We start from the raw sequence: 22266 nt of genomic DNA, 5'->3' as shown, positions 1-22266 counted from the left end.
TTAAAGCAAAGAGTCTAATTTTTTTAGTGGCAATATTCATGTTTCATTTTTCCGGCCCTTTAGAAGATATTGTGTGTTACAAGAATGCAGTTGGCATAACGCATCGCCCTGTTCCCATCAACCAGGCGAGTCCTTCCTTTCCTGAACAGCCATTAGTTTCGGTTATTATTCCGTGTTATAATCATGCGCACTTTTTGTCCGAAGCCATCGAGAGCGTATTAAACCAAACTTACCCGTTCATAGAAATAATTGTGGTAGACGATGGTTCAAAAGATAATACCAGAGAGGTAGCGCAGCGGTATCCGGAGGTTACTTATATATATAAGCAAAACCAGGGCCTTTCGGCAGCCCGCAATACCGGCATAGACCAGAGTAAAGGCGCGTACCTGGTGTTTTTAGATGCCGACGACTGGTTATACCTGGATGCTATTGAAACCAATGTAAAATATTTGCAACAAAATCCGGATTTAGGTTTTGTTTCGGGCGGGTTCGACGAGGCAGATGCAAATAAAAACAGAAATATAATAGGCTCTTATCCGGTAACCCAGGATCATTTTGTGTGGCTGTTAAATGGCAATTATATCTGTATGCACGCTACCGTTATGTTTCAGCGCTGGATTTTTAAAAAATGGCGGTACGATACTTCTTTAAAAGCCTGCGAAGATTATGATTTGTACTTGTCGGTAGCCCGCAACCACCCGGTTATGCACCACCAGCACAAACTGGCCGTTTACCGGCGCTACGATACCAGTATGTCTTTTAACATACCGCTAATGCTGCGCAATTCCTTAAAAGTTTTGGAAAAACACAGCAAAGACTTGCGTAGTGATAATGAAATAGAAGCCTTTAAAAAAGGAATATTGAATTATCAGAAAAACTATGGGCCGCAAATAATTAGTAGCTTTTTAAAGAACAGCGCTAAAACATCGCAAAACCTGGAGAAAGAAGATTTTCGTCTTTTATCAAAATATTTACCCCGCTTAATGGTTAATTTTATAAAACACCTGGCTCTGGGGCCGGTTAAAACGCTAATAAAAAAATATTCGCCGCAGTTTTTCCTGCGTTCGTTGCACAAAGCTGGTATTTACAAAGAATTTTACGAAGCACCCCGGCATATAAATAAAGGCGATTTTGACCGCACCATGCCTTTTAGCATCCGGTATGGCTTTGACCGCGGCGGGGCTATAGACCGTTATTATATCGAAAACTTTTTGCAGCAGCAGGCTAACTGCATTAAAGGCAACGTACTGGAAATAGGCGATAACGAATATACCATGCGTTACGGCGGCAAAAAAGTAAGCAAAAGCGATATATTTCACGTAAACGCCGATAACCCCAAGGCCACCATTATTGGCGATTTAAGTAACGCCCCGCATGTACCCGATAATAGCTACGATTGCATTATCATGACGCAAACGTTACAGTTTATTTATGATTTTAAAGGCGCTTTACAAACCTGCTATCGTATTTTAAAACCGGGCGGCACTTTATTATTAACGGTACCGGGCATTAGCCAGATAGAATACGGCGAACTGGAAGAAAGCTGGTTCTGGTCGTTTACCAGACCGGCGATGCAGAAAGCTATGACCGAAATTTTTCCAGTTCCTAACGTAGAGGTGCAGAACTTTGGCAACGTTTTCGTAGCTACTGCCCTGTTATACGGCATGGGTCTGCCCGAAATAAAAAAAGAGCAGATGGACTTTACCGACCCGCATTACCAAGTTATTATTACCGTTAAAGGTACAAAACCAGCAATTGCTTGAACCAGAAGTGGCATAACCGGCTAAAAAAGGTAAAAGGTCTGTGGGGTAACCGGGCGGTGGTACTCATGTATCATCGCATTGCTAGTCCAGCCTGCGACCCGTGGGGCTTGGCGGTAAGTGAGGCTAATTTCGAAACGCAGCTGCAAATAATGCAGCAAACCGGCCACGTGGTATCGCTGCCAAACCTGCTGAATCAGGTAAAAACCGGTACTATCCGGCACAAAAGTATTGTGCTTACCTTCGACGATGGTTACGTAGATAATTACTTAACTGCCAAACCTTTGCTGGAGCAATACCAGTTGCCGGCTACTTTTTTTATCCCGACCGGCAATTTAGGCCAGGCAAAAGAATTTTGGTGGGATGAACTGGAACGGATTATTCTACAAACGCCAATATTACCCGCCCGGTTATCTATTAAACTACTAGGTAAGCAACATAATTTTAGCCTGGAACCCGAAACCGAACTAACGCTCACAATCCGGCAGCAACACCAGCAATGGCACGAATCGGTACCGCCGCCTACTACCCGCACCAAAGTTTATATGTTGCTGTGGCAGGAAATAGTTCAGGAAACGGCCGCGCGGCAAAGCCAGCTACTGGCCGAACTCCGGGCCTGGGCCGGTTTGCCGGATGCTGCCCGCCCCGATTACCAGTGCATGTCGGAGCAACAACTGCTGGATTTAGCCCATCACCCGCTGTTTAGAGTTGGCGCGCATACCGTAACCCATACAGCTTTAGGCTTTCAACCGCCCGAGGTGCAGCAGCAGGAAATTATTGGCAGCAAAAACACGCTCGAAAAAATAACAGGCCGTGAAATAGACTTGTTTTCTTTCCCGAACGGCAGTTATAACCAATCGGCACAAAATATTTTAAAAGCAACGGGTTTTAAAACCGCTGTAACCACTTTTCACAGTGCGGTTAATAAAGCAGCTAATCCTTTCGAGATGGGCCGGTTTCATGTAAATAATTGGCCCGAAGCCGAATTTCAGGGTTACTTAAACCGTTGGCTGAAAGGGTATTAATATTTTAATAAATTTATAAAAACAGTCTTTTTGCCATACCCTTTAAACAATTAATTAATATTCACTAAAATTATAATGAGTAATTCGTTTAATCCTTTGGTTTCAGTCACCACCTGTTTTCTGAACTTAGAAGAATATATTGGCGAAATGATTGAGAGCGTTCTGGCGCAGGATTATCCTAACTGGGAGTTAATTTTACTTGATGATGGGTCAACGGATAACAGTACGGTTATCGCAAAAGACTACGCGCAACGGTATCCAGATAAAATTTTTTACCACGATCATCCGGGCCACCAGAACTTAGGCCTCAGTGCCAGCCGTAATGCGGCCATTAAGCTAGCCAACGGCGAGTTTATTACCTTTCTGGATGGCGATGATGTTTTCTTACCGCAATATTTGTCTCATCAGATTTACTTACAGCAAAATAATCCGGAGGCAGGTTTAATTTGTGAAGCAACAGAATATTGGTACACCTGGACAGAACAAGATAAGGAGAACGTGGTGGTGCAAGTAGGTGCTGCACCCAATCAAATGTATTATCCGCCCCAATTAAGTTTACAGTTGTACCCCTTGGGCAATGGCGCTTCACCGTGCGTTTGCGCCTTGTTAATAAGAAAATCGTTGCTAGAAAAATATGGCATGTTTAACGCCGCATTCAAAGGCATGTACGAAGACCAGGTGTTAATGACCAAAATCTTCTTAAACGAACCAGTATATATTTCTGCTACTTGTAATAACCGTTATCGGCAAAGAGCAGATTCTATGTTACATTCATCGCATGCTACCGGTGGCTACCAGCGCATCCGGAAACGCTTTTTAAGATGGATGCTGAGCTACCTGCAGGAAGAAAATTTAAATTTTCCGGAAGTAAAACAACTGGTAGAAGAAAATTTAGCTTATAGCCGGCCATTTTACCTGTTGGTAAAAGATTATTTATGGAAGGTTAAAAAGCGGATGCAGGGCAAAAAAGTTTTATTTCATTAAACCATACCTATTAACTTTTAATATTAATAAGCCATTTAAATTTACCGGTACATTTAATTTTTACGCAATATTAATGACTTTCTTTTGAGTTAAGAATCCAGAACTTCTTATTCAGATTAACAGTCCGGTAGCAACACCAGCTTCGTTTAGGTTTTGCTACCGGGTTTATCTCCATCCTAATATTCAATCTGTTTTCCCGGATTTAATATTCATTGCCTTGTTGCGGGTAATATTTTCTTCTGATATAAGTAAGCTTATCGTCTTAATTATTCAGCGAAAAAATATTACAGCTTTCCCCGCTAAAATACTTTAGCAGCTACAACTGGCACTATTGCCGCTGTTGCAACTTCTCTTCCTAATATTTATTACTGGATTTATTACTGGTTTATCTGATTTTTGGCAGAACCAAAGCCCCGGCAAATCTGTTAAGAAATGATTCACCTTAACCTGCACAAGATTGGGCATTTGCGTATCTTTGCAGATTAATTAAGACCAGCAATGGCTCAGACAAAAGAAGAAACTCCTGCTATAAATAATAACCCGGCTTTAGTTACCGAAACCCAACAAATAGAAGTTTACGGTGCCCGGGAACATAATCTAAAAAATATTAGCCTTTCTATACCGCGCAACAAACTGGTAGTTTTTACCGGCATTAGCGGTAGTGGCAAATCGTCGCTGGCTTTCGATACCATTTACGCCGAAGGGCAGCGCCGCTACATGGAAACCTTTTCGGCGTATGCCCGCTCTTTTCTGGGCGGCCTGGAACGGCCCAACGTAGATAAAATTGAAGGTTTAAGCCCGGTAATCTCCATTGAGCAGAAAACCACCAGCCGCAACCCGCGCTCTACCGTAGGCACCATTACCGAAATTTACGACTTTATGCGCTTGCTTTTTGCCCGTACAGGCGAAGCGTTCAGCTACGTAACCGGCAAAAAAATGATCCGGCAAAGCGACGAGCAGATTGTGCAGCACATCCTGGAAAATTTTAACGGTAAAAAGTTAATTATTCTGGCGCCGGTGGTAAAAGGTCGTAAAGGTCATTACCGCGAATTATTTGAGCAAATCCGGAAGATGGGTTTTGTGCGCGTGCGGGTAGACGGCGAAATGCTGGAACTGGTGCCCAAAATGCAGATAGACCGTTATAAAATTCACGACATTGAAATTGTGGTGGATAAAATAGTGGTGAACGCTGATGATCGCTACCGGATTTCCAGTTCCGTGCAGAATGCGCTTACGCACGGCAAAGGCACCATCTCTATTCTGGAGCCCGATACCAACCAAGTGCATTTTTTCTCGCAGCACCTCATGGACCCCGAAACCGGTATTGCCTACGACGATCCGGCCCCAAATACTTTTTCGTTTAACTCGCCTTACGGCGCTTGCCCAACCTGTAACGGCTTAGGCGAAATTCAGGAAATTACCGAAGAATCGATTATTCCGGATAAAACCTTAAGCATTAGCCGCGGCGGCATCGCGCCCTTAGGCGAATTCCGCGACATTTGGATATTTAACCAAATACAGGCGCTGCTCCGGATACATAAACTAAATATTTCCACTGCTATTCAGGATTTACCTGAGCCGGTATTAAACCAGTTGCTGCACGGCGTAAAAGAAGAACTGGAAGTTAAAGCCAAAGGCCACAGCTATACCATCGAGTTCGAAGGCATTATTAGCTTTTTGCGCAAGCAAATGGATTCTGATTCGGATGCTATCCGGAGCTGGATAAAAGAATTTACCCAAACCAGCGAATGTCCAGAATGTCACGGACTACGCCTCAAAAAAGAATCGCTGCACATAAAACTAGATAGCAAAAATATTGGTGAGTTATCGCAGTTTAATATTGGCCAGTTAGCCGATTGGTTTAACAACCTCGAAGAGCGTTTGAACGAACGCCAGAATTTAATTGCCCGCGAATTGTTAAAGGAAATTAGAAAGCGGATCGGTTTTTTGCTGGATGTTGGGTTAGATTACCTGAATTTGCACCGCTCGGTGCGTACGCTTTCGGGCGGCGAATCGCAGCGCATCCGGCTGGCTACCCAAATAGGTACGCAGTTGGTGGGTGTGCTGTATATCATGGATGAGCCGAGTATTGGGTTGCACCAGCGCGACAACGAAAAACTAATAGCGGCTTTAAAAAACCTGCGCGATATTGGTAACTCGGTAATTGTAGTAGAGCACGACAAAGACATGATTATGCACGCCGATCACGTGCTGGATATTGGTCCGGGAGCGGGCATCCACGGCGGGCACATTGTAGCAGCCGGCTCGCCGCAGGAAATATTCTCGTCGGGTAGTTTAACCTCGCAATATTTAAGTGGCCAGAAGCACATTGAAGTTCCCGCCGAAAAACGTCCTGGGCACAACAAAATATTAACCTTGCGCGGCGCCACTGGCCATAATTTAAAAAATGTAACGGCAAACTTTCCCTTGGGTAAGTTAATTGCCGTAACGGGTGTTTCGGGTAGCGGGAAATCCACGCTCATCCACGATACACTGTTTCCGATTCTGAACCGGCACTTTTTTAACGCCAAACGCGAGCCACTGCCTTTTAAAGGCATCGAAGGGCTGGAGCATATAGATAAAGTAATTGAAGTAGATCAATCGCCGATTGGCCGGACACCGCGCTCCAACCCGGCTACCTACACCGGCATGTTCACCGATATTCGGGCTTTGTTTGCCCAATTACCCGAAGCCAAAATACGCGGTTACTCGGCGGGGCGCTTTTCGTTTAACGTAAAAGGCGGTCGCTGCGAAACCTGCGAAGGCGCTGGCATGCGCGTAATCGAAATGAATTTTTTGCCCGATGTAAACGTGCCTTGCGAAACTTGTAAAGGCAAACGCTACAACCGCGAAACCCTGGAAGTACGTTTTAAAGGCAAATCTATTACCGATGTGCTGGACATGACCGTGGAAAAAGCCGTGGAGTTTTTTGATAACCAGCCCCGGATATTGCGCAAAGTAAAAATATTGAACGAGGTAGGTTTGGGCTATATTACCTTGGGCCAGCAGGCTACCACGCTATCGGGCGGCGAAGCCCAACGGGTTAAACTGGCCACTGAGTTATCTAAAAAAGATACCGGTAAAACCTTCTATATTCTCGACGAACCTACCACCGGTTTGCATTTCGAAGACATCCGGCATTTATCTGATGTAATTCATAAACTGGTAGATAAAGGCAATACGGTTTTAATTATTGAGCACAACCTGGACATGATTAAGGTAGCCGACCACATTATTGATATTGGCCCGGAAGGTGGCGAAGCCGGCGGTACCATTGTGGCCGAAGGCACACCGGAAGAAGTGGCTAAAGTTGATAAAGGTTACACCAGCCGCTTTTTACGGGAAGAACTAGCCACGAGTAAATACCGCGATGTGCCTGCTTAATTTAGAGCAGGCACCGCTTTAAGCTTTTTTAAAGAGGTGTTTATAACCCTATTACTTGGTTCTGGTTAATTAAAAACTTTATTAATTCTGAAATAAACAGCAAAATAATACAACCTTAAGTTATTTAGCACGTAAACCTACACCGAAAAATAGTTTTTAGTTATTTTAATTGAGGATTGGAAGGGAATGAATTATACCGATAATTCACGAATAGTAACAGATTGCGGAAAGGAATTTGATTTAAATAAACTGGAAGTAATAGGAAATGGTAGTTTAAATTCGAATAAGAATTATACTTATATTATTTACAGAACACCTGCGCAGGAATATATTCAGAAAAAGAGTTTTTATAATCCGTTAATGAATCATACGTCCATTAATTATCAACTGATTCCGGAAACAGTAGTCAAAAATTATACATCTTTTTACTAAAAGGTTAAAGGTACTTTTATCCATAAAAATGTGCTGATTTAGAAAGCCGCTAGTAGAGCGGCTTTTTTTATTTCTGATTATCAATAAATTCTAAATTAATTTGCAAAAGATTCAACTGGTATTACTATTGTACCGTTAAAGCAATTTGATTGCAGAATGGAGTTTGTATGAAAGATAAAAATAATCTTAACCTGATTACAACGGAATGCGGCAAGCAATACGTAATTGATTATTTAGATCAGGTTGCCTTGGGCATTATTAATACCGAGGAACACACCCGCAACGCCCTGTTTATTCCGCCTACTTACTCGTTGTACAAAACAGTTTCGGAGGAATATTTGCTCGAAATTACCCGGTTCAACACCCGAACCCATTTATTAAATACCACCTATCGCCTGATAACACCGGCAGAAGCAGTTCCCTTTCTCGAAAACGGGAATATAAATGTATTGCTTCACTAACCTAGCCTAATGTGTTAGCTAAATTTTATAAGAACTGCAGAAGAGGTATAAGCCGGTGCTCGCATCAGCTTGGTTAGGAGAAATGCCATAATGTAAAAAGCTATAAATAAATAATCCGGCTAATGCATTAGCCGGATTATTTATTTATAGCTTTTTCCTTACTTAACTTTTGCCTGGGTTTGCTGTGCCAATTGCAAGTGGCTTTTTAAAACCGGTAAGGTTTTCTGGGCAAAGGCCTTCAGCTCAGCATCCTGGCTATTATCGTTGGCAGTAGTCTGAAACAAGGTTACATCTTCCTCGTGATCTTCTACCATCATGGTCATGTAATGCTTATCAAATTCAGCTCCGCTTAAACTACCCATGTGGTCGATGTGTTTCTGATGCTTCGGCAAGGGGGTAGACGGAAGTTGAATATTTTTAGCAGCAGCAAGGGTTTTTAATTCGGCATTGGCTTTACTGTGGTCGGTTACCATTTGCTGGCCAAACTTTTTCACATCGGCATTAGCGGCTTTCTGCTGGGCCATTTCTCCCAAGGCTACTTCCATTAAACCGCCACTGGCTGCTTTTACGGCAAAACTAGTGGTATCTAATTGCTGCGTAGTGGCCGCGCCGCTGTTATTATTAGGGTCATTGCCGTAACCCGACTGGGCATTATTTTCGGCAGTGGCCTGGTTATCGGGCTCCTTAAGTTCTGTATTTTTGTTTTGAGTATCAGTTGTTTTAGTATTGCAGCCAACACCCCATACCAGGGTTAGGGCTACTAAAACAGGTAATATTTGCGTTTTCATAGTTTGTGGTTTTAGTTTTTATACTAAATTCTTTACGATTGCCTAAAACCAATGTTGTTGTATTTTTATATTAGCCACGAATAGCTGATAATAGCCCGAAAGATTACGCTTTATTGCCCCTTGAAATTTGGTTTACGCTTCTCCCGGAACGCTTTTATGCCTTCCCTGAAATCTTGGGTATGGCCGGCTATTTCCTGGCAATACGCTTCGTAATCCAGCATCTGGTCCAGGGTAGCGGCATGCGATTTATTCAGCATTTTTTTAATTAAACCAATGGCTTTTGTAGGCGCAATTGCGTACCGGCTGGCCAATGTTGTTACGGCTGCCGTTAAGTTTTCGGGTGCTACTACTTGGTTTACCAAACCCAGTTGCAATGCTTCTTCGGCTTTTATCTTGGTGCCCAAAGTACTTAATTCAAACGCTTTAAGCGAGCCCACCATCCGGGGCAAAAAAAACGCCGAACCCGAATCGAGCACTAGGCCAATATTAATAAAGGCTTCGGTCAGGCTGGCCTCGGCAGAGGCAATAATAACATCACAGGCTAAGGCCAAAGAACAGCCGGCCCCGGCAGCCACCCCGTTTAAACCGCAAATAATGGGTTTAGGCAAATTTCGCATAGCCTTAATAACCGGATTATAACGCTTATGCAACGATTCTGATAAAGAACGGTTACCCAGTTCTGCCGCCTCATTCAAGTCCTGCCCGGAGCAGAACGCTTTGCCGGCACCCGTAAGTACCACCACCCGCACCTCTGCATCTTTAGCAACTTGCTTTAAAGCATCCTGTAGCTCAAAAGTTAGTTTGGTGTTAATAGCATTATACAGTTCGGGCCGGTTTAGCGTAATAGTGGCAATGCCATTATTTATTTCGTAAAGCAGGTGTTCGTACATAAGCTTTTGCAGATTAAAGGATAAGCACTAAATATAATAAAAGAGTAAGCCTGACACAGGTTAAAAAAGTAAGTTATATTTTTACGATTACTTGAAAAATCTGAAGCTGCCAATGTTGCCTTTCTTAAAATCTATATTTAGTCTGGTTAATTTAAGAGTATTGGCTTGGCTAACATTGGGGGCAGCTATTTTTCCTTTTCTGGTAGTGGCTTTTTATACCCATCCTTCGGCCGATGATTACTGGCTTACCAATATGGTTATTGCCACCGATGCCTGGCAAGCCCAATGGGATATTCGGCAAAATTGGAGCGGCCGGTATATGTCTATGTTTTTGGGCAGCTTTAATCCGCTGGTTTATCGTGCTTTTGGCGCATATAAGCTAATGGCTTTCCTGATGTTTATACTTACTTATGCGGCGCTGTTGGCATTTGTAAAAACCTTCCTTTATCGTGCTTTCCCCATGAGCATGGCGGCTCTGTTAAGCCTGTTACTATTGGTACTGCACGTTGGCTTTATGCCCACAGTGGCTCAGGGTTATTACTGGTTGTCGGGTTCTTTAAGTTACCAAACAGCCAATATTTTTATGCTGTTTTTGCTGGCCACCCTCTGGCATTTTTATCAAAACCAAAATACTCCCAAAAAAGCATTCTATATTTTCCTGATTACAATTTTGTTATGCATCAACATTGGTTTAAACGAAACCAATATGGCGTTACTGGCTTTTCTGATGACTGCATTTTTGCTGGTTGATACCTTCTTACACCGGCGCCTTAATTTTACGCTAGTTTATTTTCTGATAATTACAGGTATTTGCTGTGCCCTGGTATATTTTGCCCCAGGTAATTTAAACCGGTTAAAAGAATATCCCGACCACGGAAACTTAATATTTGCCGGTGCTTATGCTACTGCTATTGCGGTTAATAATAGCCTCAACTGGCTTGCTACTACGCCTATACTGCCCCTTACTGTATTGTTTATTCCGTTTAGTTTAAAACTAGCGCATTACCAGAAATATCAAAAAAATATTCACCCGGCCACTGCCATCTTTTTGTTTTTCCTGAGTTTAATTATTTGCTTTTTTGTTGCTTACTGGAGTAAAGGCGATCATGCTCCGCCCAGGGTACAAAACAATATTTACCTGGTGTTCTTTATTGGCTGGTTCTTAACTATCCACACCACCGTGGCTTATTTAGGAGGAAAATATTCGTTACAAATATTGCCCGTACCCATTTATGCACGCTGGCTTATTTGCCTCTGGATAGGGTTGCTACTACTCTACAGTAAACAATCTAATATCCGGCAGGCTTACACTGATTTATTTTCTGGTCGGGCGAGCCATTATAACCAGCAAATGAATGCCCGCTACACCTACCTCCAAAAAAGCGATTGTCAGGTATGTCCTATTCCGGAAATCCAGAATATTCCCAGAACTATATTTTTTGAAGAAATACCCGCCGATACCACTTGGAAAAACCGCTATTTCTCGGAATATTTTGGCAAGAAATTAATGCTGCTGCAACCTGATACAGTATCGTCAGGGAAGCAACTAAAATAAAAAGCAGCGTAAGAACAATCTCCTACGCTGCTTTTTTATTCTTTACTATTCTTATACAAATAGTCTAATAATTATAGCTAATGTTTAAAACTCCGCACTTTTCGGGAAGCGAGGAAAAGGAATAACATCGCGAATATTGCCCATACCGGTAACAAACAGCATGAGGCGCTCAAAGCCTAAACCATAGCCGGCATGCGGGGCCGTACCGAATTTGCGCAGCTCTAAGTACCACCACAGTTCTTCTTCGTGAATACCCATTTCCTGAATACGCTGGGCTAGTTTCTCGTAGTTTTCTTCGCGCTGGGAGCCACCAATTATTTCGCCTATACCCGGGAACAGTACGTCCATGGCCCGTACGGTTTTGCCATCTTCGTTCTGCTTCATGTAAAAAGCTTTTATGTGTTTGGGGTAGTTTATCAGGATAACCGGTTTCTTAAAATGCTTCTCTACCAGGTAGCGTTCGTGCTCGCTCTGCAAATCGGTACCCCACTCTACCGGAAACTCAAATTTCTGTTTGGCCGATTTTAATATTTCAATGGCTTCGGTATACTCCAGGCGCTGAAAACTGTTTTGTACCACAAAGTTCAGGCGGTTTAGCAGTTCTTTGTCGTACATGTCGTTCAGGAACTGTAAGTCGTCTTTGCAGTTGTTCAGGGCGTACATCACCAGAAATTTCAGAAATTCCTCCGCCGAATCCATGTTGTCGGTCAGGTCGGCAAAAGCCATCTCAGGTTCAATCATCCAGAACTCGGCCAGGTGGCGCGTCGTGTTCGAGTTTTCGGCCCGGAAAGTTGGTCCGAAAGTATAAATCTGACCAAGCGCCATAGCGGCTACTTCGCCTTCTAACTGCCCCGATACGGTTAAGTTAGTTTGCTTGCCAAAGAAATCCTCGGTATAGTCAACTTCACCGGTTTCGGTTTTGGGCGGGTTAGCGGGGTCTAAAGTAGTAACCTGGAACATTTGCCCGGCGCCTTCGGCATCGGAACCCGTAATAATGGGCGTATGCACGTAGTAAAAACCGTGGTCGTTGAAATATTTATGCACCGCAAAAGCCATGGCGTGGCGCATGCGCAGTACTGCGCCAAAGGTATTGGTACGCGGGCGCAGGTGCGCTATTTCGCGCAAAAACTCCAGCGAGTGCCCTTTTTTCTGCAACGGATATTTCTCCGGATCGGCGGCACCTAAAACCTCGATATTATTAACCTGAATTTCAACGGTTTGGCCTTTGCCCTGCGAAGCCACCAGAATACCGCTAGCCGCGATGCAGGCGCCGGTAGTTACCTCCCGCAAGCTATCTTCGCTAAACTTTTCGGCATCGGCTACTAACTGAATATTATTTATGGTAGACCCATCGTTCAGGGCAATAAAACTGACAAACTTATTTCCTCTTTTAGTCCGGACCCAGCCTTTTACCAGTACTTCCCGGTCTATTTCCGTAGTCGCTAATAATGCGGCAACTTTGCTTCGTTTCATGTTTTTTTAGTATCAGGTAGCACGTAGCAGGTATCAGGATTTAGTTAAAATGAAAGAAGGCTAACTACCCGGTACTTGCTACCTGCTACAATTTATGCGACGCAAAGTAACGATATTTTAACCTTTTTTATTAAACGCTAGTAAAAATAACCTAAATTTGAATATAAATTTCATACATGCCTTGGGTATGAAAACCGTATGCAGCGACTAGATTTAAAGCAACTTTTATCGCAAAAACTGTCTCCCCAGCAGATTCAGTTCATTAAGCTGTTGCAGATACCAACAGCCGAATTGGATATGCGCATAAAAGAAGAAATGGAGGTAAACCCGGCGCTGGAAGAAGGTCCGGAAGATGAATTTGAGCGCTCCGAGGAAGAAAACGATAGCGGCGATGATTTTGACAGCGACGACAGCCTGGACGAGGACTTTGATAACAACCGCGACGATGATGGCCCGGGCCTGGAAGACGACTACCGGCAGGATAACGACGATATTGATTTAGGCGATTACATTCACGATGATGAAATTGCCGGTTATAAAATGCAGGGCGATGGCCCGGGTGAGGAAGAAGACCGCGATATGCCCATTGCCGGCACTTCTACCCTTACCGATGCGCTCCTGGATCAGCTTAATTTTCTGAACCTGGATGAAAAACAACACGCCATTGGCGAGCAACTTATTGGCAGCATTGACAACGACGGCTACATCCGCCGCGATTTAAGTGCCATTGTAAACGATTTAGCCTTCTCGCAGAATATTGAGGTAGATTTGGAAGAAGTGGAGGCTGTGCTGCGCGAAATTCAGACGTTTGACCCACCAGGAATTGCGGCGCGCGACTTACAGGAATGCTTGTTATTGCAACTGGAGCGGCGCGAGCAAGATTATATTGCCGAAATAGCGGAGCAAATAATTCAGGATTGCTTTGATGAGTTTACGAAAAAACATTATTCTAAAATTCAGTCCAGGCTGGATATTGAAGATGACGAACTGAAAGAAGCCCTGAATATTATTCTGAAGCTGAACCCCAAGCCCGGTGGCACCTCGGCCGGGTTGGCGAAAGCGCAATATATTGTGCCCGATTTTATAATTACCAACGAAAATGGCCAGCTTAATATAACGCTTAATGCGCGTAATGCGCCCGATTTGCGCGTAAGCCGCTCTTATTCCGAAATGTTTGATGCCTACGACAAAGGCGCTAAAAAAGACAAAAAGCTTAAAGAAGCTGTAACGTTTGTAAAGCAGAAACTGGATTCGGCAAAATGGTTTATAGATGCCATTAAACAGCGCCAGAATACGTTGCTGCGCACCATGGAAGCCATTGTGCGTTTTCAGCACGACTTTTTTCTGGACGGCGACGAAACCAAACTGCGGCCCATGATTTTAAAAGATATTGCCCAGGAAATAGATATGGATATTTCTACGGTATCCAGGGTGGCCAACAGCAAATGGGTACAAACGGAGTTTGGCGTATATCCGCTTAAATATTTCTTCTCCGAAGGTATTGCCACCGATTCGGGCGAGGATGCCAGCAGCCGCGAAGTAAAGCAAATCTTGAAAGACATTATTGATAAGGAAAGCAAGAAAAAGCCTTTATCAGATGATAAACTGGAGAAAATGCTGAACGAGAAAGGCTACAATATTGCCCGCCGCACCGTAGCCAAATACCGCGAGCAACTAAATATTCCGGTTGCCCGGCTACGGAAAGAATTATAAATTAGTTATGAGTTAAAAGTTATGAGTTAATCATACTTAATTTTATTGGGAAGGCGGTTAAACTTAGAATATACTCTTTTAGTTGTTTTAAATATAATTTCAATATTTAACAACCTTTAACTCTTAACTTTAAACTCTTAACTTTTAACTCTCTTCGTGAACCGCACCCTGGCGCTGGCGCTTTCTGTTGTATTTCACCCGCTGCTGATTCCGACTTACTTGTTTGGGTTGGTGCTTTATGGGCTGCCGCAGTCTATGATTACTTTTCCGGCCGAAAGCCGCTGGGTAATTATGGCAATTATTTTTTTCACGACGTTTATGGTACCGGGTTTGGGCACCTACTTTATGTACCGCAACGGGTTTATTAGTAGCATGCACGTAGAAAACCGGCCCGAAAGAAATTTACCTTTTTTCTTCACCACGGTTTGTTTTGCAGTAACCAGCTATCTTTTTTACCAGGAACAGGTATTCGACCGGCTGCTTTTTTACATTATGTTCTTAGTTACGCTTTCGGTATTTTTAGTTTACCTGATTTCTTTTCGCTGGAAAATAAGTGCCCATAGTGTGGGTTTGGGCGGCGCGTTAGGAATTTTGTTTTTTCTGCACGCCAACTTACCCGAAAACTTTTTGCTGTACGTTATAGTAGCTGCTGTTTTAGTGGTTGGGGCAGTTATGTCGGCACGATTGGCTTTACAGGCGCATACCCCCGCCGAAGTTTATACCGGCTTTTTGCTGGGTTTTCTGGTAGGTTTAAGTATTTGGCCGCTTATTCGTTAAGTTGCTCAGAAGAGGTTAGAAATATTCAGTACCGTCATAAAAAAGATAAACAAGGCCATAGCTTCCATCCCAATCAGCATATTTAAGGTTGTTTCGGAAGGCTCGCGTATTCTTAAAGCTATTAAAGAAACCAGTATAAGCGCCAGCGGGAAAAATATACCCGTTAAGTAGCGCGTGTAATAAACATGAGTTGCCAGCTGATTTTTTAGACCGTATGCCTCTATTATTTTCAGCATTCTGGATACCTCTACGTTAATGGTATCGCCCACCTCCGAATCAGACAGAAATTCGTCCGAAATAGGAAAGGTATATTTTTCGGTAATAATATTATACGTGGTAGCAGAGCCGCCCCGAACCCGGGTAGTAAAAACATCATATTCCTGAATAACTACTTCTTCCAAAGAACCCGGTAATAAATAATCCAGGAAAAGCAGCAAAGAACAGAAAAGCACCAGCACCGCTGCTATTTTGTTAATAGCATTTAGCAGCGCGGAGGCATCATTCTTTCCCACTATCAGGGCTTTGTGCTGCTTTTAACTAAATCGTCGTTGCCCAATATTTGCTGCCGGATTAAATTTTGCACTCCCGGCTTGTCAAAATCAGCTTCGGATTGAATTTGCGGCATTATTTGGGCCATTATTTGTTCCTGGCGTTCGCCGGCGGCTTTGGCCTGGGCGTAAGAAATATCGCTAAAGGTTACCATGGAGTAAAGTGGCAGCCAATGTTCCGGATACAAAGTACTTATTTTACTTTCTATTTTTTTCTGTAACAAAAACCGTGGGTCGGCCACTTTATCGCGCATTTCCAGAAAGTTATAGATAGCCAAATCGGCCATGGCATCGGTATCGGGTTTACGTATTTTCTGAAACTTATCGAAAATAGTATGCCAGTCGCCGGTATGCTCGTTTAGCAAATCGTTAAAAACCGTACAATCTTCAAAGCCAGCGTTCATGCCCTGGCCGTAAAAAGGCACAATACCGTGCGAGGCATCGCCCAGCAACAAAACTTTATCCTGAAAAGCCCACGGAAAACACCGAATGGTAACCAAATCGCCGACCGGATTCTTAAAGAATTCATCTACCAGGTTTGGCATCAGGGGCATAGCATCCGGAAATTGCTTCTTAAAAAACCGCTTTACATCGCTTTCGGTTTTCAGGTTGGCAAACGATTCGTGGCCTTCGTAGGGGTAAAACAAGGTACAGGTAAAGCTACCGTTCAGGTTGGGCAAGGCAATCATCATAAAATTACCACGCGGCCAAATATGCAAAGCTTCTTTCTCCAGCAACCACCGCCCAAAAGGCCCGGGCTTAATAGTTAATTCTTTGTAGCCGTAGTTCAAATAGCATTGCGAAAAATCAAACCGCTCAGTTTTTTGCATGGAGTAGCGCACCATCGAATAAGCACCATCCACACCAAACAAGCGATCGGCATGAATTACTGATTCTTCGCCGGTAGCCGAATCGCGCAGGTGCACTTCATTGGTTTTCAAGTCTACGCGTTCGCATTGTTTGCTAAAGTGCAGGGTAATATTATGCTCGGCCTCTACCAAATCGAGCAAGGCAATATTTAACCCGCCCCGTGAAACTGAATAAATGGCCTGCCCTTCTTTGCCGTAAGGCTGAAAACTTAGCTTACCCTGCAAATCGTGAATCATGCGGCCGTACATGGGAATGGCTACTTTCCGGATTTCGTCGCCAATGCCAATGCCATTCAGGGCTTTCCAGCCGCGGTCGCTGAGAGCCAGGTTAATGGAACGGCCGTATTCTTTGTAAGCTTTCCGCAGGTCGGGTTTGCGCTCGTATAAATCTACTTTATACCCTTTTTTACCTAGGTATAAACTCATGAGGCAGCCAACCAATCCGCCCCCCATTACGGTAATATGTTCTCTTCTTGACATGCCTTTGGTATGAGCAGATGCTTTTGTTACTGGTAAAGATATAAATTTAAAATATTAGCCGGGTACCTCGATATTCTTAAATAAAAATACCCGGCTTACTTGAGTCGGGTATTTTTATTTTTCCTTTTGAAAGATTACATCTTTCAATGGCTAGGTGCTAACTGAATTTATAAGCCTAAGTTGCCTCCTGCCCGGCGGGGCCCGTTTGGTCATTCGGGCTGCTCATCTTTCCTTTGCTCGTACCTCGCAATGCTGCGCACCGGAAACCTGAAAGGCCCTCATCGCCCAAACTGCTGTCGTTTGCTTCGTAGCTGCTGCTTTTCGGTTTAATATTTAAATATGTGAAAAGCTTTCACTATTTGCATTAACCCATAGAACATCCGTTGGCCGGGCTCCCCGCCTATTTTAGGAGGGGCTGGGGGTGGTAAATTTAACCTACGAAGCTAGACCAGTCTTATAAATAATGGTTAAAGTGCAGGCCGTAGCTTTCTTCCTGCAATACGCCTCTCCATTGCTTAATTATTTTCTTGTACTCTTTACCAACAGCCCGAATATTACGGTCCATGTCGTACAGACCCAAGGCATTAATATTACCGGCATCGTTGCGCAGCGCCGAATCCCAGTCTACCTGGTCGATGAGGCTGTACCAGGTAAAACCAACTAATGGAATACCGTCGCGTTTGAGGCGTTTGGCGTTGGCCCATTCTTTGCGCAGCCAACCCACGGAGTTGGGTTCAATCATGTTGGTTTCGGTGTGCATTACCGGCAGGCGGTAGCGGCGGTAATATTGGTGCGTAATAACGTAGTAACCAAATATTTCGCCGGAGGCACTGGTGGTTCCGTTGGGGTGCACCATGTGCTCGTTGGTATAATAATAATCGTTACCCATAATACAATGGGCTTTAACCTGGTTATCGCGGAACCACTGGTACTCTTCACGGGTCATGCCATTGTCCTGCAAATACAAAAACATTTCAGCCGAAATAGGATAACCGTAGGTTAAATCGAGTGACAAGAAACGCTTTTGATTCAGGAAATGGGCCAGCTTAGAACAACTTGGGTCTTCGGCATGGAAATATTCCGACGACTCGCTTTGTATGAAAATAGCATCGGGCTGCACCCGCATAATTGCTGCCATTGCCAGCACATTGGCTTTACATAAATTTTTTAAAGCCGTAACGTAAGCCCGGTCGCTGGCCAAACACTCGTTCCACCAGCCATATTGGGCCGAGAACATTGCCGTAATAAATATCTCGTTAATAGGCGTATAAAACTGCAAATATGGGTACCGGCGGGCAAACGCTAGCGCGTACTCCGCAAAGTAAGCCGGGAAATCGGGGTTCTGGAAATTACCCAGCCAGTTAGGCATCCCAAAGTGGCAAAGGTCCACAATCGGGATAATATTCATTTCTTTCAGGGCATTAAACGTTTCGTCGGTAAAATCCCAGTTGTACCGCCCCGGACCTTCAAAAACCGAGTAAAAGGGTGGTCCGTAGCGCAAAAACTCAATACCCATTTCTTTTACCAGGTTAAAATCCTCGCGCCAGCGCTCGTAGTGGTTGGCTTTCTCCATCTCATCTACCCGTTTTACGGTACCATCCGGCAAGATTATGTTCGGATAACTATTCTCGATGCCGGTGGCAAACATGAATTGACTGATTGGTTTCATATAAAAAGCATTAAGTAAGTACTACGCTGCTTTTTTAGCTATCTTAAAGCACCCGCAGGTTTAACATTTATTTCCGATTATTATTTTAATTCAAGGTTGTCCGGTGGCAATAGCGGTAGCTTATTACCCAACGGCTTAACACCACTTCAGATTCTTAATTTAAAACTGCACATACGATAGAGCGCTTTATACTGGTTGCAATGCGTATTCTTAACTTGGGCCAACCCTACTGGGTATCAGGTTGTTTATTTTCGAAACCATTTATTCGGGAAAGTGGCCCCTTAGGTTTTAATTAGGCGCTTAAAGGTTTATTTTATCTCCCGGAAAGTAAGATTAAGGCGGGGTTGGGTTAATTTAGTAGCTTTTGGCACTTGGTGCTGCCAGTAATGCTGGGTTGGGCCTTGCATTAAAAGTAAACTGCCGTTTTCTAGCCAGATTGATTGCTTTGGAATATTTTTATCGTGCCGGTAGCGGAAATCGAAGCGCCTGGTTTGCCCAAACGAAACGGAGGCAATAACTGGATTTTGGCCTAGTTCGGGTTCATCGTCGCTGTGCCAGCCCATGCTGTCTTGCCCCTGGCGGTAATAATTTAGCAGTACACTGTTAAAAGTATGGCCGGCGGCCGCCTCAACCGCTTCTTTCAGGGGCAATAAAACAGGCAGCCAAGGCAAAGGTATATTGGTAATGCCGGAATAACGGTAACTTTTGCCAGGGTCGGCGTACCAGGCGGTTAAACGCGGCAGCGGTAGCTCTTTGCCAAACATTTTTATTTTATCTTGCTGCCAGGCCACTGTGTCAATAAGTTCGGTCAGGTAATAATTGCTCTGCACCGGGCTAAAAAACTGCGACCAGAAATAAATTTTGGCATTAGGCATGCATAACTGCGTTTTCATTTCCTGACCAAATTTGTTTTATTTTTCGTTGGTATAATTATCTTGCTGCTATTATTCACCAAAACAGGATACGAATGGAAAAAATATTTCGGGCTTATTATCTTTCTCCTATCGGCACGGTAGAAATAACAGCTACGGAAGAAGCCATTGTATCGGTGCTGTTTACGGAAGAAACTGCGCAACCCAACGCGCCCAATTTACCAATTTGCCTAACAGATTGCCTGCAACAGTTAAACCAATATTTTGCGGGTGAGCGTAAAACCTTTGAACTACCCGTTGCTTCGGCCGGCACTAATTTTCAGGAGCAGGTGTGGCACCAACTCGAAAAAATTAACTTTGGGCAAACGTTATCTTACTACGATTTATCAGTGCAACTAGGCAATTTAGGTGCTATTCGGGCAGTGGGCAGCGCCAACGGTAAAAACAAATTATTGCTAATCCGGCCCTGCCACCGGGTTATTGGTGCTAACGGACAATTGGTAGGCTACGCGGGTGGCTTGTGGCGAAAAAAATGGCTGCTGGCCCACGAGCGCAAAATAAACGGCACGCACCAGTTAACGTTGTTTGGGTAATATTTTTACCAGAACTTAATTTTCCGGTATAATAACCAAAACCAGGCACCACTAATTTCTTTTGGCTCAACGCGCCGCCGCCAGCTGTTTTATCCAAGATCTAACCAATTTATACCAAATAGTATTAGTTTTCTTCTATAACAACCCTCTCTCTGTCATTTTGAAAAAATCTATTGTTTAAATGACCTTACAGGCAACTACAGATAAAGGCATATTACCTACTTAATTTTCTAACCAAAAGATCCTTACAGGATGACAACAATAATGTGTTATTTTATGGAAGGTAATATTTACTATTTAGTATTATTAGCGTTTAATATTCCAAACTCTTGCGCAATATTTCGGCAAAGCAAAAAACATCTTCAAAAGTATTATAAAGCGGCGTGGGAGCTACCCGGATAACGTTGGGCTCGCGCCAATCCAGAATAACGCCGGCTTGGGTAAGTTTCTCGAATACCTGGCGGCCGTTTTTATGCACCAGCAACGATAACTGGCAACCGCGCCAGGCCGGGTCATGCGGCGTAATAATTTCTAATATTTCCGGCGAAGCGCCTATCTGGTTGATTAAATATTCTAAATAACCGGTCAGCTTTTCACTTTTAGCGCGTAAGGCCGGCATGGTAGCCGCATCAAAAATATCCAGAGAAGCTTTGTGAATAGCCATGGGAAAGATAGAAGCATTGCTTAACTGCCAGCCGGAAGCGCCCGGCATGGGTTTAAAGCCTTTGCGCATCTGAAAACGTTCTTCTTTGTTGTGGCCCCACCAGCCGCCAAAGCGGGGTATACCCGGAGTATTGCCGTGCCGGGTGTGCACAAACGTGCCTGCTACGCCGCCAGGGCCGGAGTTCATATATTTATAAGTGCACCACACCGCAAAATCTACGTTCCAGTCGTGCAGGTTTAGCAAAATATTGCCGGCGGCATGGGCCAGATCAAACCCTACCTGCGCACCGGCTTCGTGGCCGGCTTGGGTAATAGCCGCCATGTCGAAAACCTGCCCGGTATAATAATTAATGCCGCCCATCATAACCAGGGCCAGATCGCGGGCATGTTCCCGGATAGCTGCTAAAATATCTTCGGTGCGCAAAATATGTTCGCTGGGTCGGGGAATTAGCTCAATAATGGCTTCTTCGGGGTCCATGCCGTGGTATCTTGCTTGGGTTTCGAGGGCATATTGGTCCGAAGGGAAAGCGCCTGCTTCGGTAATTATTTTGTAGCGCAAGGGGGTTGGCCGGTAAAAAGAAACCAGCATCAGGTGCAGGTTGGTAGTCAGGTTATTCATTACCACTACTTCTTCGGGGCGCGCGCCAACTACGCGTGCTTCTTTTTCCTGCAAATATTCGTGGTAGTGCAGCCACGGATTGGTACCATGAAAATGACCTTCTACCCCTAAATTCTGCCAATCCAAAAATTCCTGTTCGGCAGCGGCCCGGGCGGTTTTAGGCTGTAGCCCCAGCGAATTTCCGCATAAATAAATGGAATCTTTGTTGTTTACCGGCGGTATATAAAACTGGTCCCGGAAATGCTGTAACGTATCCTGGCGATCTAAATCTCGGGCAAAATCTAAGGTATTCTGGTAATTCATATATTAATAAATAGACTTAAAGGCATGGTTAGGCTTACGCAACAACCCCGCAAAAGTCCGACTCTAAATATTTTTTTACTATTACAATTACAACGGCCATAGTAATTTTTCCCTTGTAAACTTTTTAATTTTTAACTGATACTTCCCAAATTAATTAATTCACCTGCTTTGCTTAGCGCTGATTAGGCTTATCTATTAAATATTCTGTAACTAATAAAGTAAAATATTAAACTTTTTTAGCTAAACAGGCGGAAAAGTCGTATAGGCAATTTATCTTTACAGAAATATTTAAATAACAATGACCTTAATCAACCTTTCTTCCGTTCTATCTAACTACAACTGCCAGGCATGTTGTATGTGTTGTATGGCGCTTGCGTGAGGGAAGGTTATATATATAGCACAAAACTA

At 43.8% G+C, this 22266-nt stretch carries 17 protein-coding genes; 9 read left to right on the top strand and 8 right to left on the bottom strand.

The genetic code is table 11. The features are described from left to right. Window positions 1-38: 38 nt before the first annotated feature. The 5 genes from F0145_RS15035 (at window position 39) to F0145_RS15015 (ending at window position 8046) form a co-directional block, all read left to right on the top strand. Window positions 39-1763, top strand: a complete 1725-nt coding sequence (locus F0145_RS15035; protein ID WP_150089331.1) for a glycosyltransferase — start codon at window positions 39-41, stop codon at window positions 1761-1763. Then, complete coding sequence (locus tag F0145_RS15030) at window positions 1760-2785, top strand: polysaccharide deacetylase family protein (protein ID WP_150089327.1); 1026 nt, start codon at window positions 1760-1762, stop codon at window positions 2783-2785. The genes F0145_RS15035 and F0145_RS15030 overlap by 4 nt, the downstream gene beginning before the upstream one ends. 75 nt (window positions 2786-2860) lie before the next feature. After that, window positions 2861-3769 (top strand): glycosyltransferase family A protein, encoded by a 909-nt coding sequence (locus F0145_RS15025; protein ID WP_150089325.1) that lies wholly within the window; start codon window positions 2861-2863, stop codon window positions 3767-3769. Between the two features lie 498 nt (window positions 3770-4267). Beyond that, window positions 4268-7153 carry an excinuclease ABC subunit UvrA gene (uvrA, locus tag F0145_RS15020; protein ID WP_150089323.1) on the top strand — a complete coding sequence of 962 codons (2886 nt, stop codon included), beginning with the start codon at window positions 4268-4270 and terminating at the stop codon, window positions 7151-7153. A gap of 599 nt (window positions 7154-7752) precedes the next feature. Continuing rightward, the gene (locus F0145_RS15015; protein ID WP_150089321.1) at window positions 7753-8046 is read left to right on the top strand and encodes a hypothetical protein; all 294 of its coding nucleotides are present in this window, start codon (window positions 7753-7755) and stop codon (window positions 8044-8046) included. 158 nt (window positions 8047-8204) lie between these two features. Here the strand turns inward: F0145_RS15015 and F0145_RS15010 are convergent, their stop codons facing one another. Further along, the gene (locus tag F0145_RS15010) at window positions 8205-8834 is read right to left on the bottom strand and encodes a DUF4142 domain-containing protein (protein ID WP_150089319.1); all 630 of its coding nucleotides are present in this window, start codon (window positions 8832-8834) and stop codon (window positions 8205-8207) included. Window positions 8835-8944: 110 nt separating this feature from the next. Beyond that, on the bottom strand, window positions 8945-9724 hold the full coding sequence (locus F0145_RS15005) for an enoyl-CoA hydratase-related protein (RefSeq protein ID WP_150089317.1): 780 nt from the start codon (window positions 9722-9724) through the stop codon (window positions 8945-8947). Window positions 9725-9884: 160 nt separating this feature from the next. Between F0145_RS15005 and F0145_RS15000 the strand changes: the two genes are divergently transcribed. Continuing rightward, the gene (locus F0145_RS15000; protein WP_150089315.1) at window positions 9885-11279 is read left to right on the top strand and encodes a DUF6056 family protein; all 1395 of its coding nucleotides are present in this window, start codon (window positions 9885-9887) and stop codon (window positions 11277-11279) included. An 84-nt stretch (window positions 11280-11363) separates the two neighbouring features. Here the strand turns inward: F0145_RS15000 and asnS are convergent, their stop codons facing one another. Beyond that, the gene (gene asnS, locus F0145_RS14995; RefSeq protein ID WP_150089314.1) at window positions 11364-12752 is read right to left on the bottom strand and encodes an asparagine--tRNA ligase; all 1389 of its coding nucleotides are present in this window, start codon (window positions 12750-12752) and stop codon (window positions 11364-11366) included. A 198-nt stretch (window positions 12753-12950) separates the two neighbouring features. Between asnS and rpoN the strand changes: the two genes are divergently transcribed. Both rpoN and F0145_RS14985 read left to right on the top strand, forming a co-directional pair. After that, entirely contained in the window at window positions 12951-14465 is a 1515-nt protein-coding gene (gene rpoN / locus F0145_RS14990; RefSeq protein WP_150089312.1) for an RNA polymerase factor sigma-54, read from the top strand. A 156-nt stretch (window positions 14466-14621) separates the two neighbouring features. Then, window positions 14622-15242 (top strand): hypothetical protein, encoded by a 621-nt coding sequence (locus tag F0145_RS14985; RefSeq protein ID WP_150089310.1) that lies wholly within the window; start codon window positions 14622-14624, stop codon window positions 15240-15242. A gap of 5 nt (window positions 15243-15247) precedes the next feature. Here the strand turns inward: F0145_RS14985 and F0145_RS14980 are convergent, their stop codons facing one another. From F0145_RS14980 to F0145_RS14965, 4 genes are all read right to left on the bottom strand, one after another. Continuing rightward, window positions 15248-15754 (bottom strand): hypothetical protein, encoded by a 507-nt coding sequence (locus F0145_RS14980; protein ID WP_150089308.1) that lies wholly within the window; start codon window positions 15752-15754, stop codon window positions 15248-15250. Window positions 15755-15756: 2 nt separating this feature from the next. Beyond that, window positions 15757-17139, bottom strand: coding sequence for an FAD-dependent oxidoreductase (locus F0145_RS14975; RefSeq protein WP_150089306.1), 1383 nt, complete (start codon window positions 17137-17139; stop codon window positions 15757-15759). 454 nt (window positions 17140-17593) lie between these two features. Beyond that, a complete protein-coding gene (locus F0145_RS14970) occupies window positions 17594-18808 on the bottom strand; it encodes a family 1 glycosylhydrolase (RefSeq protein ID WP_223816088.1) in 1215 nt (404 codons plus the stop codon). Between the two features lie 308 nt (window positions 18809-19116). Beyond that, the gene (locus F0145_RS14965; RefSeq protein ID WP_223816086.1) at window positions 19117-19683 is read right to left on the bottom strand and encodes an alpha-ketoglutarate-dependent dioxygenase AlkB family protein; all 567 of its coding nucleotides are present in this window, start codon (window positions 19681-19683) and stop codon (window positions 19117-19119) included. Window positions 19684-19775: 92 nt separating this feature from the next. Here F0145_RS14965 and F0145_RS14960 point away from each other — a divergent pair, with 92 nt between their 5' ends. After that, window positions 19776-20273, top strand: a complete 498-nt coding sequence (locus F0145_RS14960) for a methylated-DNA--[protein]-cysteine S-methyltransferase (protein WP_150089302.1) — start codon at window positions 19776-19778, stop codon at window positions 20271-20273. Window positions 20274-20586: 313 nt separating this feature from the next. Here F0145_RS14960 and kynU read toward each other — a convergent pair whose 3' ends face one another. After that, the gene (kynU, locus tag F0145_RS14955) at window positions 20587-21858 is read right to left on the bottom strand and encodes a kynureninase (protein ID WP_150089300.1); all 1272 of its coding nucleotides are present in this window, start codon (window positions 21856-21858) and stop codon (window positions 20587-20589) included. Window positions 21859-22266: the final 408 nt, after the last annotated feature.

The organism is Adhaeribacter rhizoryzae, from assembly GCF_008629685.1.
Taxonomy (GTDB): domain Bacteria; phylum Bacteroidota; class Bacteroidia; order Cytophagales; family Hymenobacteraceae; genus Adhaeribacter; species Adhaeribacter rhizoryzae.
This window is presented reverse-complemented; position numbering and strand designations above follow the sequence as displayed.

Bases quoted from the DNA above. Each gene is read 5' to 3' on its own strand.
- F0145_RS15035 (WP_150089331.1), top strand. From the start codon at position 39: ATGTTTCATTTTTCCGGCCCTTTAGAAGATATTGTGTGTTACAAGAAT.
- F0145_RS15025 (WP_150089325.1), top strand. From the start codon at position 2,861: ATGAGTAATTCGTTTAATCCTTTGGTTTCAGTCACCACCTGTTTTCTG.
- uvrA (WP_150089323.1), top strand. From the start codon at position 4,268: ATGGCTCAGACAAAAGAAGAAACTCCTGCTATAAATAATAACCCGGCT.
- F0145_RS15015 (WP_150089321.1), top strand. From the start codon at position 7,753: ATGAAAGATAAAAATAATCTTAACCTGATTACAACGGAATGCGGCAAG.
- F0145_RS15010 (WP_150089319.1), bottom strand. From the start codon at position 8,834: ATGAAAACGCAAATATTACCTGTTTTAGTAGCCCTAACCCTGGTATGG.
- F0145_RS15005 (WP_150089317.1), bottom strand. From the start codon at position 9,724: ATGTACGAACACCTGCTTTACGAAATAAATAATGGCATTGCCACTATT.
- asnS (WP_150089314.1), bottom strand. From the start codon at position 12,752: ATGAAACGAAGCAAAGTTGCCGCATTATTAGCGACTACGGAAATAGAC.
- rpoN (WP_150089312.1), top strand. From the start codon at position 12,951: ATGCAGCGACTAGATTTAAAGCAACTTTTATCGCAAAAACTGTCTCCC.
- F0145_RS14975 (WP_150089306.1), bottom strand. From the start codon at position 17,139: ATGTCAAGAAGAGAACATATTACCGTAATGGGGGGCGGATTGGTTGGC.
- F0145_RS14970 (WP_223816088.1), bottom strand. From the start codon at position 18,808: ATGAAACCAATCAGTCAATTCATGTTTGCCACCGGCATCGAGAATAGT.
- F0145_RS14965 (WP_223816086.1), bottom strand. From the start codon at position 19,683: ATGCCTAATGCCAAAATTTATTTCTGGTCGCAGTTTTTTAGCCCGGTG.
- F0145_RS14960 (WP_150089302.1), top strand. From the start codon at position 19,776: ATGGAAAAAATATTTCGGGCTTATTATCTTTCTCCTATCGGCACGGTA.
- kynU (WP_150089300.1), bottom strand. From the start codon at position 21,858: ATGAATTACCAGAATACCTTAGATTTTGCCCGAGATTTAGATCGCCAG.